Source organism: Sphingopyxis sp. YF1 (assembly GCF_022701295.1).
Taxonomy (GTDB): domain Bacteria; phylum Pseudomonadota; class Alphaproteobacteria; order Sphingomonadales; family Sphingomonadaceae; genus Sphingopyxis.
The window spans coordinates 2,307,870-2,320,515 of sequence record NZ_CP033204.1 but is presented as its reverse complement, the minus strand read 5'-3'; the positions used below and the strand labels follow the sequence as shown (position 1 = coordinate 2,320,515).

Sequence of the window (12,646 nt, the reverse complement as noted above, 5' to 3'; positions counted from 1 at the left end):
CGCCGCCTGTCCAACCGCGGGGACGGACGACGCCAGCCCGTCAGCCCGTCGCGGTGCGCGGCCCTGCGCGGCCCGCCCCCGCACCGGACGCGCCGGAGGCACCGGGCGCCGCGGGGTCGTTGGCGGGGTCGGGGAGCGCGAAGAAGGCGCGGCGCGCGGCCTCGCCCGCGCGGCGCAGCGGCGCGCAGGCGCGCGCGTGCGCCGCGTCCCACGCTTCCTCCTCGTCGGGGTCGAGCGTGCGCTCATACTCCTCCTCGCCGAAGCGCCCCTCTTCGTCGCCCAGATAATCGTCGGGCGGCGGGAAATTGGTGCGCCATTCGCCCTGCTCCTCGTCGTACCAGACGGTCATCGCGGCGGCCTCTTCCTCGGGGGTCGGCTCGGCCTGCGGTCCGGGGTGCGGATCCGGGTCGGAAACGGCGGAAAACTGCGCAACTTCATTCGCGATCGCGCTGTCCTTCCACAGCGTCGCGAGCGGGTTCGCCCGGTTGTCGCACCCCGCGAGCCAGAGCGCGAGCGCGGCGGCCATCCCGCCCGCGGATGCGTCGTCGACGCGCGCGGTGCCGGGGCAGTCGGGCGCGTGGTCGGGCGCGCCGTCGTCGGGGAGGCCGGGCGCGTCTTCGCCAGGGCGGGCGGTTGCGTGCGCGGCCCCGGCGGCGCGTGCGGCCTCGGCCGCGTCGAACAGCGACAGGAAACCCGGCCAGTCGCCGGCGACGAGCTGCGCCAGCATCGCCTCGCCCGGCCATTCTCCTTTTTCGGGCGCGCGCGTCTCGACCATGCGGTCGAGACGCGCGAGCATCGCGAGGCCGAGGCGGCTGTCGATGCGGCGGCGTTTGTAGAGGCTGCGGTCCTCCTCGCGCATCACGGTGGTCATCTCGTCATGCCCCCAGATCGCGCGGTCGAGCAGTTCGTCGACCAGCCGCCCGCGCGCGATCAGCACCGCCGCGGCGCAACCGAGCTTGAACGCTGCGCCCTGCGGCCGCTGTTTGAGCTGATAGACGGCGGCGGGCGACATGCCGACGCGCGCGGCCGAAATCTTCACCGACCCGGTGGTGGCGAAACTCTCCAGAAACTCGCGCTGGAGCCGCGGCGTCCAGTGATAGCTGGCGGGGGCGGGAATGTCGGCGGGATCGGGAGGAAGGTTTTCCATCGAGTCGTTACTTTTGGTAAGGTGAAACTGGAAGAATAAACCATATGGGTGAAAATTAGGAAAGGGAGATTTTGGAGTTTGAAGCGGCTTCCTTTGCGCCATATCGGCTGTAATTTTAGTTACCTTTGTGAAATTTGTTGACTATATAAAGTCTAGCGACAGCCTGTGCAATTTGGGGAGGGGCTAGGGTGCAGTCGAAATGATCCCAGAATTTGGGCTAGGCAGTGTTTTGCCTCCATTCATGGATGAAGATGTTGTTGGGCAATTCGCGCCGCGTTCGCCGTACCAATCGACAATGTCGGAGTTTGTTGTTCGTTTCGCTACCTCTCCGGAGCGAGCTGCGATCCTGCGTGGCTTTTTGGAGTACAGAGAGGGACTGCGTCAGATCGGGTTTGTTGAAGGGTTTCAGTGGATTGACGGAAGCTTCGTCGAAGCTTGCGAGCAGGTGAACGGTCGACCACCGGGCGACGTTGATGTCGTTTCGGTTGTCCATAGACCTGTCGCACATGCTGCGGAACAAGATTGGTTAGCTTTTCTCGATCAGCACGGGGATACCCTGCTGGATCAGGCACATTGTAAGGTAACCTATTCCTGCGATTCGTACTTCATCGATCTAGACATTCCCCAGCGGATGATTTCCGAGCAGACAGCCTATTGGTTTGGCCTGTTTAGTCACCAACGAGATACCTTCCGCTGGAAGGGGCTGGTCCAACTGGACATTCAGTGCGATGATCAAATTGCGACTGAGGCTTTGGAAGAGATAGAGGCGGCGGGATGGTAACAAAGATCCATCGCAACGCTCTCCGAAGCGAGATTGCCACACTTCGCAGCATGCTGGAGCATTCGGGCGGGCGGGATCCTTTGGGTTCCCGGTCTTTGCAGAAGCGGCTTGCTATCTTGGAAGCGGAGTTGGCAGAGGCCGAGGGGCAGGAGCTGCACGTGGCTCAAGTCGCACTCGTATTTGATGGTGAACCTGTCCGTGGTTCGTCAGCGATTGAGGCGGACTTTGCTGGGCGAGCATTGCAAGATTATCAAGAGTTGGTCGCAAAGCATGTTGCTGTAGAGGGAGGGCAGCTAGCTGAGCGAGGCCGGTTGCCCGACCAAATTCACCAGCAAGCGCGTATGAACGTGACCGGCCTTGTCCACGGCTCATTCGGTTTCATTCTTCAAGAAGACAATGGCGCTCAATTGGGCATGTTTGAATCTGCTGCTCAGAAGGCAGTGCGCTCCGTCACCGACTTGCTCACCCAAGTTGCAGATGTCGACGGCCAGCAATTCGAGGCGAGGCTTGATGAACTCGATATTCGGATTTTTCAGACACTCAAACGTTTCGTTAGTACGCTCCATCGCGCTCGGTCGACCCTGCGAGTTGCGGAAGATCGGCGCGAATTGAAACTGGACGTTGTGAGCGTCGAACGAGCGTTCGATCGCGTGTCTCGGGTTGATGTCGAAGAGCTGGATGAGGTGAGTGAAGGCGAACTTCTTGGGCTAGTTCCTGTCCAGCGCAGATTTGAGTTTAGACGCGGCGACGATGGCGAATTGTTGCAAGGACGTGTGGCGCCTAACCTCAGTGCTGACTATTTGGAGCGCATTGAAAGAGAAGGCCTCATAGCTGGTGGCCGTTGGCGCGCAACTATCCGCACTAAGACGGTCAATCATCCGGACGGACGTCATTCGTCCGTGTCGCGCGTACTTATTGATCTGGTTCGACTCTAATTCCGCCCAATTCGCCGGACTTAGGATTGCCGGTACATTCGCGGTTGCGACGTCGGTATCAAGGCTCCGGCCCGACTGAAATGTCCTCGCAGATCGTAAGGCGGCGTTTCGATACTCGCCCCTCCACCACTCGCTTTGCGAGCGGTCCCGCTGGCGCTGCGCGCCGTCTGCGACTCCCCCATCGCTTCGCGACAGGGAGGATTGGGGGGGCTTGTCCGGAATGGGGGTGGTTCGGCTTTCGGTATTCCTCCCTGTGCCGTAGGCATGGGGAGGGGGACCGCCGGAGGCCGTGGAGGGGCGGCGGCGTTGCGTTCTTTGCCCCTCCGTCAGCCGCTTTGCGGCTGCCACCTCCCCATGGCCTTTCGGCCACGGGGAGGATTGGAGTGGGAGGTTGGGGTGCGGCAGACTTCCAAGGATACCGTCAAGATGGCGCGCGGGTTGCGGCGGGTTATGTCGCCGCCTGAAGTGCTTTTATGGCAGCGGTTGCGCTTGCGGCCTTGCGGGGTGAAGTTTCGGCGGCAGCATCCGGTGGGTGCCTATGCGGCGGATTTTTATGCGGTCGATGCGCGGATGATCGTCGAGGTGGACGGGTTGGCGCACGATGCCCGGGCGGAACGGGATGCTGGGCGCGATGACGGGCTCAGGGGGCAGGGGTTTGTCGTGGTGCGGGTGGCGGCTGTCGACGTGTTGAGGGATGTTGACGCTGTTGTCGATGGGTTGGTTCGGGTGATTTTGGCGTCGCGCTAGGGGGCCCTCCACCACGCCCTTCGGGCGCGGTCCCCCTCCCCATTGCTTCGCAACAGGGAGGATTTCGGCTCGCTTCGCATCGCTTGTTCCTCCCTGTGCCGCAGGCATGGGGAGGGGGGACCGCGAAGCGGTGGAGGGGCGGACTTCTACGCGCCGTTGGCGGCGCTGAGGATCGCCCGCACGCTCGCGGTCGCGACGTCGGTGTCGAGGCCGCAGCCGAACAGGCTCTTGCCGTCGGCGGTGCGGCATTCGACATAGGCCGCGGCCTGCACATTGCTGCCCTGGCCGATCGCGTGCTCGCTGTAATCGACGATGTCCATCACGGGGCCGCCGCTTTCGCTCAAGGCGGCGATGACGCTCGACATCAGGCCGTTGCCGCGGCCGCTGACGCTGCGCGGCGTGCCGTCGATGGTGAGCTTGCCCGCGAAGATGCGGTCGGCGCCGCTGTGCGTTTCGGACCAGTCGACGAGCTGGAAGCGCCGGGCTTCGGTCGCGAGATAGGTGGCCTCGAACGCCTGCCAGATGTCGTCGGCGGCGAGCTCGCGGCTCGTCTCGTCGGCGAGCGCCTGGACGACGTGGCTGAAGCTCGCCTGCATTTTCTTGGGCAGTTTCAGCCCCTTGTCCTGTTCGAGCACCCACGCGACGCCGCCCTTGCCCGACTGGCTGTTGACGCGGATCACCGCTTCGTAGCTGCGCCCCAGATCGGCGGGGTCGATCGGCAGGTAGGGAACCTCCCATTTTTCGTCATTCTGGCGTTCGCGCGCGGCGAAGCCCTTCTTGATCGCGTCCTGGTGGCTGCCCGAGAAAGCGGTGTAGACGAGGTCGCCGCCATAGGGATGGCGCGGGTGGACGGGGATGTTGTTGCAATATTCGACCGTCTGGATGACCTCGTCGATGTTCGAGAAATCGAGCTCGGGGTCGACGCCCTGCGTGTACATGTTGAGCGCGACGGTGACGAGGCAGGTGTTGCCCGTGCGCTCGCCATTGCCGAACAGGCAGCCCTCGACGCGGTCGGCGCCCGCGAGCAGGCCGAGTTCGGCCGCCGCGACGCCGGTGCCGCGGTCGTTGTGCGTGTGCAGGCTCAGGATCGCGGCGTCGCGGTTCGGCAGGTTCTTGCCGAAATATTCGATCTGGTCGGCGTAGATGTTCGGGGTCGCCGCCTCGACCGTCGCGGGCAGGTTGAGGATGATCGGGTTTGCCGCGGTCGGCTGCAAAATCTCCATCACCGCGGCGCAGCATTCGATGCTGAAATCGAGCTCGGTCGAGGAGAAGCATTCGGGGCTGTACTGGAAGCGCCAGTCGGTGCCGGGCAGGCGCGCGGCATTGTCGCGCAGCTGCTTCGCGCCCTCGACCGCGATCGCCTTGATCTCGGGCTTTTCCATGCCGAACACGATCTTGCGCCACGCGGGGGCGACGGCGTTGTAGACGTGGACGATCGCGGTTTTCGCGCCGGCGAGGCTGTCGAAGCTGGTGCGGATCAGGTCGGCGCGGCTCTGCGTCAGCACCTGCGGGGTGACGTCGTCGGGGATGCGCCCCGAGCGGACGAGGCCCTGGATCCAGTCGAAATCGGTCGCGCCGCTGGCGGGGAAGCCGACCTCGATCTCCTTGAGCCCGCATTTGACGAGCAGGTCGAAGAAGCGCGTCTTCTTCTCGGCGTCCATCGGGTCGATCAGCGACTGGTTGCCGTCGCGCAGGTCGGTCGAGAGCCAGATCGGCGCGCGCGTGGTGACGCGGCCGGGCCATTCGCGGTTCGCCAGCGGAACCTGCGGAAAGGCGGAATATTTCGCGGACGGGTCGCGGAGCATGGTCATGGGAAAACTTCTTCTGCTGTGGGTTTCGGTCTGCTGTCGGTCGGGCCCTTGGGCGCGTTGGCCGGCGACTAGCGCAGGCCGAAGGTCACGCCCAAGGGCGTGTAAGTCGCAGAAGAAGGAGGGCGTTGCCGCGCATGCGCAGGCTATTGGTTGAAAATGGCGCGCTTGGCAAGGGGTGAGTGCGAAAATTGCGCACGCGGACCGGGAAGGCGGGGGCGATCAGCCCGCCACCCACCCGACCTGCGGGTCGGTGAAATCGACGACGTCGGCGAGTTCGTGGACGTTGGCATAGCCATAGCCGGCGAGGTTGATGAAGGTCTGGATATTGAGCGCGAGCGGCGCCGATTTGAGCGGCACCGGGCTGGTGTGGTTCGAGAAATTATTGTTGCAATAGATGAGGATGCGGCGGTTCGGATCGGCGCCGATCACCGCCGCGAGACTGTCCGCGGTGAAATCGGTGAGCGGCAGGTTGACCGCGCCCGCGATATGCCCGCGCGCGAAGGCGTCGCGCGAGCGCGCGTCGAGGAGGAGCGTGCCGGGCTCGGCCGCGGCGGCCTTGAAGGCGGCGAAGCCGAGCAGCCGTTCGGCGCGCCGCGGCGCGACGCTGGCGGTGAGCGCCTGGAAGCCGGGATAGTCGATCTGGGTATTGCCGGGCGCGGGCGCGCTTTGGACGAGCGGGCCTTGCGCGAGCGCGGGGGCCGCGACGAGCATGAGGATGGAGAGCAGGGCAGCGCGCATGATAATCCTCCCGTCGAGGCCCGCGAGGATAGGCGCGCGAACATGGCCCTGCGATGAACTTTCGCGCCGCGGCGGTGGCGGCGGGACCGGCGCGGCGCCGGACCCGCCGGACCGGTCAGGCGGCCTCTGCCTCACCTTCGCCTTCGCCTTCGTCCTCACCCTCGTCTTCGTCTTCGTCGTCGAACTCGAAAATCTCGTCCTCGATCATATTGTCGATCGCGTGGACGCGCACGCCGACCACCCACTCCTCGAGCGGGCCTTCCCACACGGCCTCGACGGGCGCGGGGGTTTCGGCGGCGGGGTCGGAGGGACGGTCGCCGACGAGGTCGAAATCCTGATAGCCGTCCTCGGGCGGGGTGACATGGACGTGCGGTTCGAGCCGCACCTTTGCCCAGCCCGCGGTGGGGGCGAGGCCCTCGGCCTCGACGGTCAGCAGGGGGCTTTCCTCGTCGCCGCCGACGAAGGCACTCAGTTCGACGATTTCACGCACCAGTTCGCTCATCGCACGCACTCCTCGCGAAAGAAAAGGGGCGGGCGCCGTCGCCGGCCCCGCCCCGATCCTACGCGGCGCGTGTGACAGCTGTGCGCGCGCCTACTGTTTTTCGAAGGCGGCGTGGATTTCGAGCTCGACCTCGTCGCTGACCGCGGGAATGCCGAAGGTGATGCCGAAATCGCTGCGCTTGATCTTGCCCTCGGCCTGGAAGCCGACGGTCGCCTTCTTGTTGTAGGGGTTGGTGCCCGCGCCGTGGAAATCGACGTCGAGCGTGACCGGTTTGGTGACGCCGTTGAGGGTGAGGTTGCCCGTCACCTTCGCCTCGTCGCCGTCGTCGTCGAGGACGATTTTGGTCGAGACGAATTTGGCGTCGGCGGGGGCGGCGCCGAAGAAGTCGGGCTTGCCGCCGTCCTTGCCCGCGCGCAGCAGGTGGGCGGTGAGGCCGGCGCTGGCGGTGGTGACCTTGGCGACCGGGATCGTCACGTCGAGCCGCGCCGCGGCGAGGTTCGCGGGATCGATCGCGAGCGTCCCGGTGACGTCGCCGAAGATGCCCGAATATTTGCTGAAGCCAAAATGGTCGACCTCCCACACCACCATCGTGTGGCCGGGGTCGGCGGCGTAGGTGCCCGCGGCGACGCGCGCCCGGTCGGGGGCGCCCGGAGGGCCGCTGTTCTGCGCGATGACGGGGACGGCGGCGATGACGAGGATCGGCGCGGCGAGGATGGCGAGGGGGCGGATGCGGGGACGGGCGAGGCGCATGCGGGAAAACTCCGTGCAAAGGGGAACGGCGGCGCAGGCTAGGGCGGCGAGGGGCGCGGCGTCAATGGATCGCGGACGTCCGGCGCGGCGCAGGGTGGAAACGCTGCGTTTCCGCTTGGCGCGCATGCGGCGGGGCAGGCTGCGGAGCGGCAAACGCCTTCGGCCCTTACCGCCCCGCGCAAAGCAGGCTAGGCTGCCGCCCATGTTCGTCACCCCGCCCCGGCCATGATCAGCGAGTCGAGCGCCATCGCCGCCGCGGGCGCGTGGGTCGCCGGGGTCGCGACCGGATCGATCGCGACCGGGGTCGCGACGATCGCGATCGCCGGGGTCGGCTTCTCGATGCTCGCGGGCCGGATCGACGTGCGCCGCGGGGCGGCGGTGATCCTCGGTTGCTTCATCGTCTTTGCGGCGCCCGCGCTGGCGGGCGCATTCGTGCAATGGGCGGCGGGCGGCGAGGATGAGCGGCTGGCCGCCGCCGCGGCGCCGATGGCGCCGACCCCGGCACCGCCGCCGCAGCAGCCGCGCGACCCCTATGCCGGGGCATCGCTGATCCGTTAGCGCGGGGTGCGTTAAATTCGCATCATGCCCGAGCCCGTTTGTGCCGAGCCTGTCGGGCCGAAGGCGGCCGCAGGCCTGCCACCGTTCTTCTTCCTTCACCGTTGAAACAAAGGACGGCCCCCTTCGACTGCCTGCCAAGGCAGGCGCTCAGGGTTGAACGAGGCACGTGACTCGTTCAACGCTTCGACAAGCTCAGGGCGAATGGTTCATATGTAACGCACGCTGCTCCATGGGATGGCGCGCGTTCCGCATGCCCCGTTCGGCATGATCGGGCAAAGGCGTCCGGGGATTGTACGGATCGCGCGGGATGCGCGCAGGCCGGGCGATCCGGCCGCGGGCGCGCTTCAGCGCGACTGGCGGCGTTCGGCGAACCATTGACGCAGCATCGCGCTGGTGCAGCCGGAGAAGCCGTAGGAGCCGACGACCGAGCAGCTGTTCGGGCGCCCGAGGCGCGCGACGTCGTCGTGCGCCTCGACCGCCGAGGCCCAGCTGCCGCCGCCCGCGGGGGCATCGTCCTTGAGCTCCTCGCGCAGCTCGACGGGGACGCGATAGCGGTCGGATTCGGGGCGGCGCGCGCAGACGATGATTTCGTCGCCCTCGGCCTCGGGGCAGGGTTCGTCGCCATAGGCGATAAGGATCGAAAAGCGGTCGGGCGGGCGCGAGCTTTGCGCGAGATCCTCGACCTGCGCCGCCGCCGGCGCGGCAAAGGCGAGCGCCGCGAAGGGCGCGAGCAGCAGGCGGGTCGGGTTCGTCATCGGCGCATATTCCCTCGATCCCCGTCCCTGTCGCCGAGCTTTAGGGGTGAAAGATGAACGGGAGCCGAACTGACGACGCGAGAGCGGTCCCGGCGGGGGAGGGCCGGCGTGGCAATGTCGGGGTCGGGGTGGGAAGCGGACTCGTCTCCTGACTTCGTCATCCCAGACTTGATCCGGGATCCATGGCAGCGTCGAAGTCATGGACCCCGGATCAGGTCCGGGGTGACGATGAAAGACAGGCGCGTAGCGGGTCGAAGCGACCCCGCTCCTCCCTGTCGCGTAGCGATGGGGAGGTGGCAGCGGCGTCAGCCGCTGACGGAGGGGCCGACGCCGTCAGGCGTCGCAGGGTCTTTCGGCCCCTCCACCACTCGCTGCGCGAGCGGTCCCCCTCCCCATGGCTTCGCCACAGGTAGGATCTATGTCAGCAACCGGTCGTATTCTTCCAACCCTCCCTGTCGCGCAGCGACGGCGAGGCGGCAGCGCTACGTAAAGCCAGCCTGACAGAAGGCTGACATTGATCACCTTCAATGATTCAGGCTCTCCATGAGCCGATATGATCTGACCCATTTCGAGTGGCACGTGACCGGGCCGCTCCCGCTCAACATGGCGAGAGGAGCACCGCGCACCGGATGAACCAACTCGCGCGCCCGGGAGGAATGGTCGGCGGCCTTCCCAAAAGCGAACGGCTCCTGTAGGGCGGCCGGGTGACTGATTGTGCAACCTGTGTCGTTCGCAACCGCGCGATTTGTGCCAGCCTCGACGCCGCCGAACTGGCGGCGCTGGGAAAGATGGGGCGTCGCCAGAAAGTACGGCAGGGACAGACATTGTTGTGGGAAGGCGACGGGGCACCCGTCGTTGCCAACGTCCTGACCGGCGTCCTCAAGCTGGTCGTGTCGACCGCCGACGGACGCGAGCAGATCGTCGGCATCGTTTTTCCGTCGGATTTTATTGGGCGGCCTTTTGGGCGGGAGAGCCCTTACAGCGTTACAGCCATGACCGACGCGGAAGTGTGTATTTTCAATCGCAACGCGTTCGACGATTTTGCGAGCACGCACCCCGATCTGCAGCAGAAACTGCTTCGCCGCACGCTCGACGAGCTCGATCGCGCGCGGCACTGGATGATGCTGCTCGGCCGCAAGTCGGCGTCGGAGAAGGTCGCGTCCTTCCTGCTCGAAATGTCCGAGCGATTGTCGGGGCAAGGGTGCGAGGGCGGCCGGAACGCGGCGTTCGAGCTGCCCTTCGGCCGCCAGCAGATCGCCGATATCCTGGGACTGACGATCGAGACGACGAGCCGCCAGCTCACCAAAATGCGCGCCGACGGCGTCCTCGACCTGCCCTCGCGCCGCGAGATCGTGATCAACGACCGCGCGGCGATGGAAGAACTGGCAGGCTAGAACCGACCGCCGGCGCCAGTTGGGAGGCTAGAAACGGAAGCCGACGCCCGCGCTGATCACCCACGGGTCGAGGCGGTGTTTGGTGCGCAGCACTTCGGTATTGCCGGCGAACCAGCGCGCGGTCGGGCGCAGGAAATAGCGCTTGGCGTCGAAGGTCACCGACAGCCCCTTGTCGTTGACGGGCACGTCGACCCCCGCCTGGAGCGCGACGCCGAAGGTGTCGTTCATCTTTTGCCGCGTCGCGCCGAGCGTCCGCGTCGTCGCGCCGGGCTTTTCGTCGATGAAGATGAAATAGCTGGGGCCCGCGCCGACATAGGGCTGGATGCCGCCTTCCTTGCCGAAATGATATTTGAGCGTCAGCGTCGCGGGGACGATCTTGGCATCGGACACGAGTTCGGCGCCGGCGAGCGCGCCGCGGCCATCGACGTCGTGCTGGGTCACCCCGGCGATGGTTTCGATCGAGAGCGCGTCGGTGAGATAATATTCGACCGCGACGGTCGGCACGACATTGTCGTTCGCCTTTGCCTGGCTGCCCGCGGGCAGGCCGATCGCGTCGAGTTCGACGTCCTTGATCTTGCCGTCGGGCGCGACGAGCGTGCCGAGCAGCTTGAATTGCACGTCACCCTGCTTGGCCGCGGCCTGACCGGGCACCGCCAGCGCGGCGGCGAGGGCGATCAGGGGGAGATATTTCGTCATGCTATTGGCTCCTTGGTTGACGGAGCGGCTTTTGCGACGGGCGCGACGGGCGCGCATTGACGCGGCGCAAGAAGTTCCTTGATCCCGATCAATGTTTGTCCGAGGCTTAGGGGCCAAGGGCGGTTTTGATCCGCGCGGCACAATGCGCCGCGCCCAGCGGAGACAGGGAAAATGGACAGTCTGGTAATGAAGGCGGGAGGCTGGCTGGCGCTGGCCTTTCTCGCGCTGGTGATGGCGGCGTTGGCGGTCGATGCGCCCTTTGCGGTGCATATGGGCATCGTCGCGGTCGCCTGCTTCGCCATGCTGTGGGCGACCGTCTCGCGCGCCGACTATGCGGGCATGGCGCGCGGCCTGTTCAAGATGCCGGCCGACGAGGGCGTCTATGACGACGATCCGGTCCGCTGGGGCGTGATCGCGACGGTCTTCTGGGGGCTTGCGGGCCTTGCCGTCGGACTGATCATCGCGTTGCAGCTTGCCTTTCCGGTGCTCAACCTCAACCTCGAATATACGACCTTCGGGCGGCTCAGGCCGCTGCACACGTCGGCGGTGATCTTTGCCTTTGGCGGCAACGCGCTGATCGCGAGCAGCTTTTACGTCGTCCAGCGCACCTGCCGTGCGCGGCTGGCGTTCCCGACGCTCGCGCGCTTCGTCTTCTGGGGGTACCAGCTTTTCATCGTGCTCGCCGCGACCGGCTATCTGATGGGCATGACGCAGAGCAAGGAATATGCCGAACCCGAATGGCATGTCGACCTGTGGCTGACGATCGTCTGGGTCGCCTATCTGGCGGTGTTCGCGGGCACGCTGGTCAAGCGCCGCGAGCCGCACATCTATGTCGCCAACTGGTTCTACCTGAGCTTCATCATCACCATCGCGATGCTCCACATCGTCAACAACCTGTCGATTCCGGTGAGCATCGTCGGTTCGAAGAGCTATTCGGCCTTTGCCGGGGTGCAGGATGCGCTGACCCAATGGTGGTACGGGCACAATGCGGTCGCCTTCTTCCTGACCGTGCCCTTCCTGGCGATGATGTATTATTTCGTGCCCAAGCAGGCCGAACGCCCGATCTACAGCTATCGCCTGTCGATCCTCCACTTCTGGTCGCTGATCTTCCTCTATATCTGGGCGGGTCCGCACCACCTTCACTATACCGCGCTGCCCGACTGGGCGCAGACGCTGGGCATGGTCTTCTCGATCGTCCTGTGGATGCCGAGCTGGGGCGGCATGATCAACGGTCTGATGACGCTGAACGGCGCGTGGGACAAGATCCGCACCGACCCGATCATCCGCATGATGGTGATGGCGATGGCCTTTTACGGCATGGCGACCTTTGAAGGTCCGATGCTGTCGATCAAGGCGGTGAACAGCCTGTCGCACTACACCGACTGGACGATCGGCCACGTCCACGCCGGCGCGCTGGGCTGGAACGGCATGATCATCTTTGCCGCGGTCTATTATCTGGTGCCGCGCCTGTGGGGCAAGAAGCGCCTCTACAGCCTGCGCATGGTCAACTGGCACTTCTGGCTCGCGACGGTGGGGATCGTGTTCTACGCCGCCGCGATGTGGGTCGCCGGCATCATGCAGGGCCTGATGTGGCGCGAATATGGGGCCGACGGCTATCTGGTCTACAGCTTCGTTGAGACCGTCGCTGCGATGCACCCGATGTACATCATCCGGGCCGCGGGCGGGGCGCTCTACCTCGCCGGGTTCCTGGTCATGATCTACAACGTCTGGGCGACGATCGCGGGCCGCGTCCGCGAGGAACGGCCGATGACCGAGACGCCGCACAATGCCGCAGCGGACCGCCCGCTCGCGCCCGTCCCCGCCGAATAAGG

13 protein-coding genes are annotated in these 12,646 nt (G+C 65.6%); 6 read left to right on the top strand and 7 right to left on the bottom strand.

All coding sequences use genetic code 11. The features are described 5' to 3' along the window. Nucleotides 1-40: 40 nt before the first annotated feature. A complete protein-coding gene (locus EAO27_RS11270; protein ID WP_242769552.1) occupies nt 41-1,147 on the bottom strand; it encodes a hypothetical protein in 1,107 nt (368 codons plus the stop codon). Nucleotides 1,148-1,388: 241 nt separating this feature from the next. On the opposite strand from EAO27_RS11270, the gene EAO27_RS11265 reads away from it, so the two are divergent. The 3 genes from EAO27_RS11265 (at nt 1,389) to EAO27_RS11255 (ending at nt 3,610) form a co-directional block, all read left to right on the top strand. Next, nucleotides 1,389-1,928: a hypothetical protein gene (locus EAO27_RS11265; RefSeq protein WP_242769549.1), complete on the top strand. Its 540-nt coding sequence runs from the start codon at nt 1,389-1,391 to the stop codon at nt 1,926-1,928. Continuing rightward, the gene (locus tag EAO27_RS11260; RefSeq protein ID WP_242769546.1) at nt 1,922-2,863 is read left to right on the top strand and encodes a hypothetical protein; all 942 of its coding nucleotides are present in this window, start codon (nt 1,922-1,924) and stop codon (nt 2,861-2,863) included. Before EAO27_RS11265 ends, EAO27_RS11260 begins: the two co-directional genes overlap by 7 nt. A 396-nt stretch (nt 2,864-3,259) precedes the next feature. Continuing rightward, nucleotides 3,260-3,610, top strand: a complete 351-nt coding sequence (locus tag EAO27_RS11255; RefSeq protein ID WP_242769544.1) for a DUF559 domain-containing protein — start codon at nt 3,260-3,262, stop codon at nt 3,608-3,610. Between the two features lie 146 nt (nt 3,611-3,756). On the opposite strand, the gene leuA is transcribed toward EAO27_RS11255, so the two are convergent. The 4 genes from leuA to EAO27_RS11235 all read right to left on the bottom strand — a co-directional run bounded on the left by leuA (nt 3,757) and on the right by EAO27_RS11235 (nt 7,411). After that, complete coding sequence (gene leuA, locus EAO27_RS11250; RefSeq protein WP_242780572.1) at nt 3,757-5,415, bottom strand: 2-isopropylmalate synthase; 1,659 nt, start codon at nt 5,413-5,415, stop codon at nt 3,757-3,759. Between the two features lie 225 nt (nt 5,416-5,640). Then, nucleotides 5,641-6,159, bottom strand: coding sequence for a rhodanese-like domain-containing protein (locus tag EAO27_RS11245; protein ID WP_242769542.1), 519 nt, complete (start codon nt 6,157-6,159; stop codon nt 5,641-5,643). 115 nt (nt 6,160-6,274) lie between these two features. Continuing rightward, nucleotides 6,275-6,661, bottom strand: coding sequence for a hypothetical protein (locus EAO27_RS11240; protein ID WP_242769540.1), 387 nt, complete (start codon nt 6,659-6,661; stop codon nt 6,275-6,277). Between the two features lie 90 nt (nt 6,662-6,751). After that, nucleotides 6,752-7,411: a YceI family protein gene (locus EAO27_RS11235; RefSeq protein WP_242769538.1), complete on the bottom strand. Its 660-nt coding sequence runs from the start codon at nt 7,409-7,411 to the stop codon at nt 6,752-6,754. Nucleotides 7,412-7,636: 225 nt separating this feature from the next. Between EAO27_RS11235 and EAO27_RS11230 the strand changes: the two genes are divergently transcribed. Further along, a complete protein-coding gene (locus tag EAO27_RS11230) occupies nt 7,637-7,969 on the top strand; it encodes a TrbC/VirB2 family protein (protein WP_242769536.1) in 333 nt (110 codons plus the stop codon). 344 nt (nt 7,970-8,313) lie between these two features. Here EAO27_RS11230 and EAO27_RS11225 read toward each other — a convergent pair whose 3' ends face one another. Continuing rightward, a complete protein-coding gene (locus tag EAO27_RS11225) occupies nt 8,314-8,724 on the bottom strand; it encodes a hypothetical protein (RefSeq protein WP_242769534.1) in 411 nt (136 codons plus the stop codon). A gap of 704 nt (nt 8,725-9,428) precedes the next feature. Between EAO27_RS11225 and EAO27_RS11220 the strand changes: the two genes are divergently transcribed. Continuing rightward, nucleotides 9,429-10,118: a Crp/Fnr family transcriptional regulator gene (locus tag EAO27_RS11220; protein ID WP_242769532.1), complete on the top strand. Its 690-nt coding sequence runs from the start codon at nt 9,429-9,431 to the stop codon at nt 10,116-10,118. Between the two features lie 27 nt (nt 10,119-10,145). On the opposite strand, the gene EAO27_RS11215 is transcribed toward EAO27_RS11220, so the two are convergent. Next, on the bottom strand, nt 10,146-10,814 hold the full coding sequence (locus EAO27_RS11215) for an OmpW family outer membrane protein (RefSeq protein WP_242769530.1): 669 nt from the start codon (nt 10,812-10,814) through the stop codon (nt 10,146-10,148). A 171-nt stretch (nt 10,815-10,985) separates the two neighbouring features. Between EAO27_RS11215 and ccoN the strand changes: the two genes are divergently transcribed. Further along, nucleotides 10,986-12,644, top strand: coding sequence for a cytochrome-c oxidase, cbb3-type subunit I (ccoN, locus tag EAO27_RS11210; protein ID WP_242769528.1), 1,659 nt, complete (start codon nt 10,986-10,988; stop codon nt 12,642-12,644). The last annotated feature ends 2 nt before the right edge of the window (nt 12,645-12,646 follow it).

What these genes read in the sequence shown, in the direction of transcription:
- EAO27_RS11215 (WP_242769530.1), bottom strand. Translation starts at nt 10,814, where the DNA reads ATGACGAAATATCTCCCCCTGATCGCCCTCGCCGCCGCGCTGGCGGTG.
- EAO27_RS11270 (WP_242769552.1), bottom strand. Translation starts at nt 1,147, where the DNA reads ATGGAAAACCTTCCTCCCGATCCCGCCGACATTCCCGCCCCCGCCAGC.
- EAO27_RS11245 (WP_242769542.1), bottom strand. Translation starts at nt 6,159, where the DNA reads ATGCGCGCTGCCCTGCTCTCCATCCTCATGCTCGTCGCGGCCCCCGCG.
- EAO27_RS11240 (WP_242769540.1), bottom strand. Translation starts at nt 6,661, where the DNA reads ATGAGCGAACTGGTGCGTGAAATCGTCGAACTGAGTGCCTTCGTCGGC.
- EAO27_RS11235 (WP_242769538.1), bottom strand. Translation starts at nt 7,411, where the DNA reads ATGCGCCTCGCCCGTCCCCGCATCCGCCCCCTCGCCATCCTCGCCGCG.
- leuA (WP_242780572.1), bottom strand. Translation starts at nt 5,415, where the DNA reads ATGCTCCGCGACCCGTCCGCGAAATATTCCGCCTTTCCGCAGGTTCCG.
- EAO27_RS11225 (WP_242769534.1), bottom strand. Translation starts at nt 8,724, where the DNA reads ATGACGAACCCGACCCGCCTGCTGCTCGCGCCCTTCGCGGCGCTCGCC.
- ccoN (WP_242769528.1), top strand. Translation starts at nt 10,986, where the DNA reads ATGGACAGTCTGGTAATGAAGGCGGGAGGCTGGCTGGCGCTGGCCTTT.
- EAO27_RS11265 (WP_242769549.1), top strand. Translation starts at nt 1,389, where the DNA reads ATGGATGAAGATGTTGTTGGGCAATTCGCGCCGCGTTCGCCGTACCAA.
- EAO27_RS11230 (WP_242769536.1), top strand. Translation starts at nt 7,637, where the DNA reads ATGATCAGCGAGTCGAGCGCCATCGCCGCCGCGGGCGCGTGGGTCGCC.
- EAO27_RS11260 (WP_242769546.1), top strand. Translation starts at nt 1,922, where the DNA reads ATGGTAACAAAGATCCATCGCAACGCTCTCCGAAGCGAGATTGCCACA.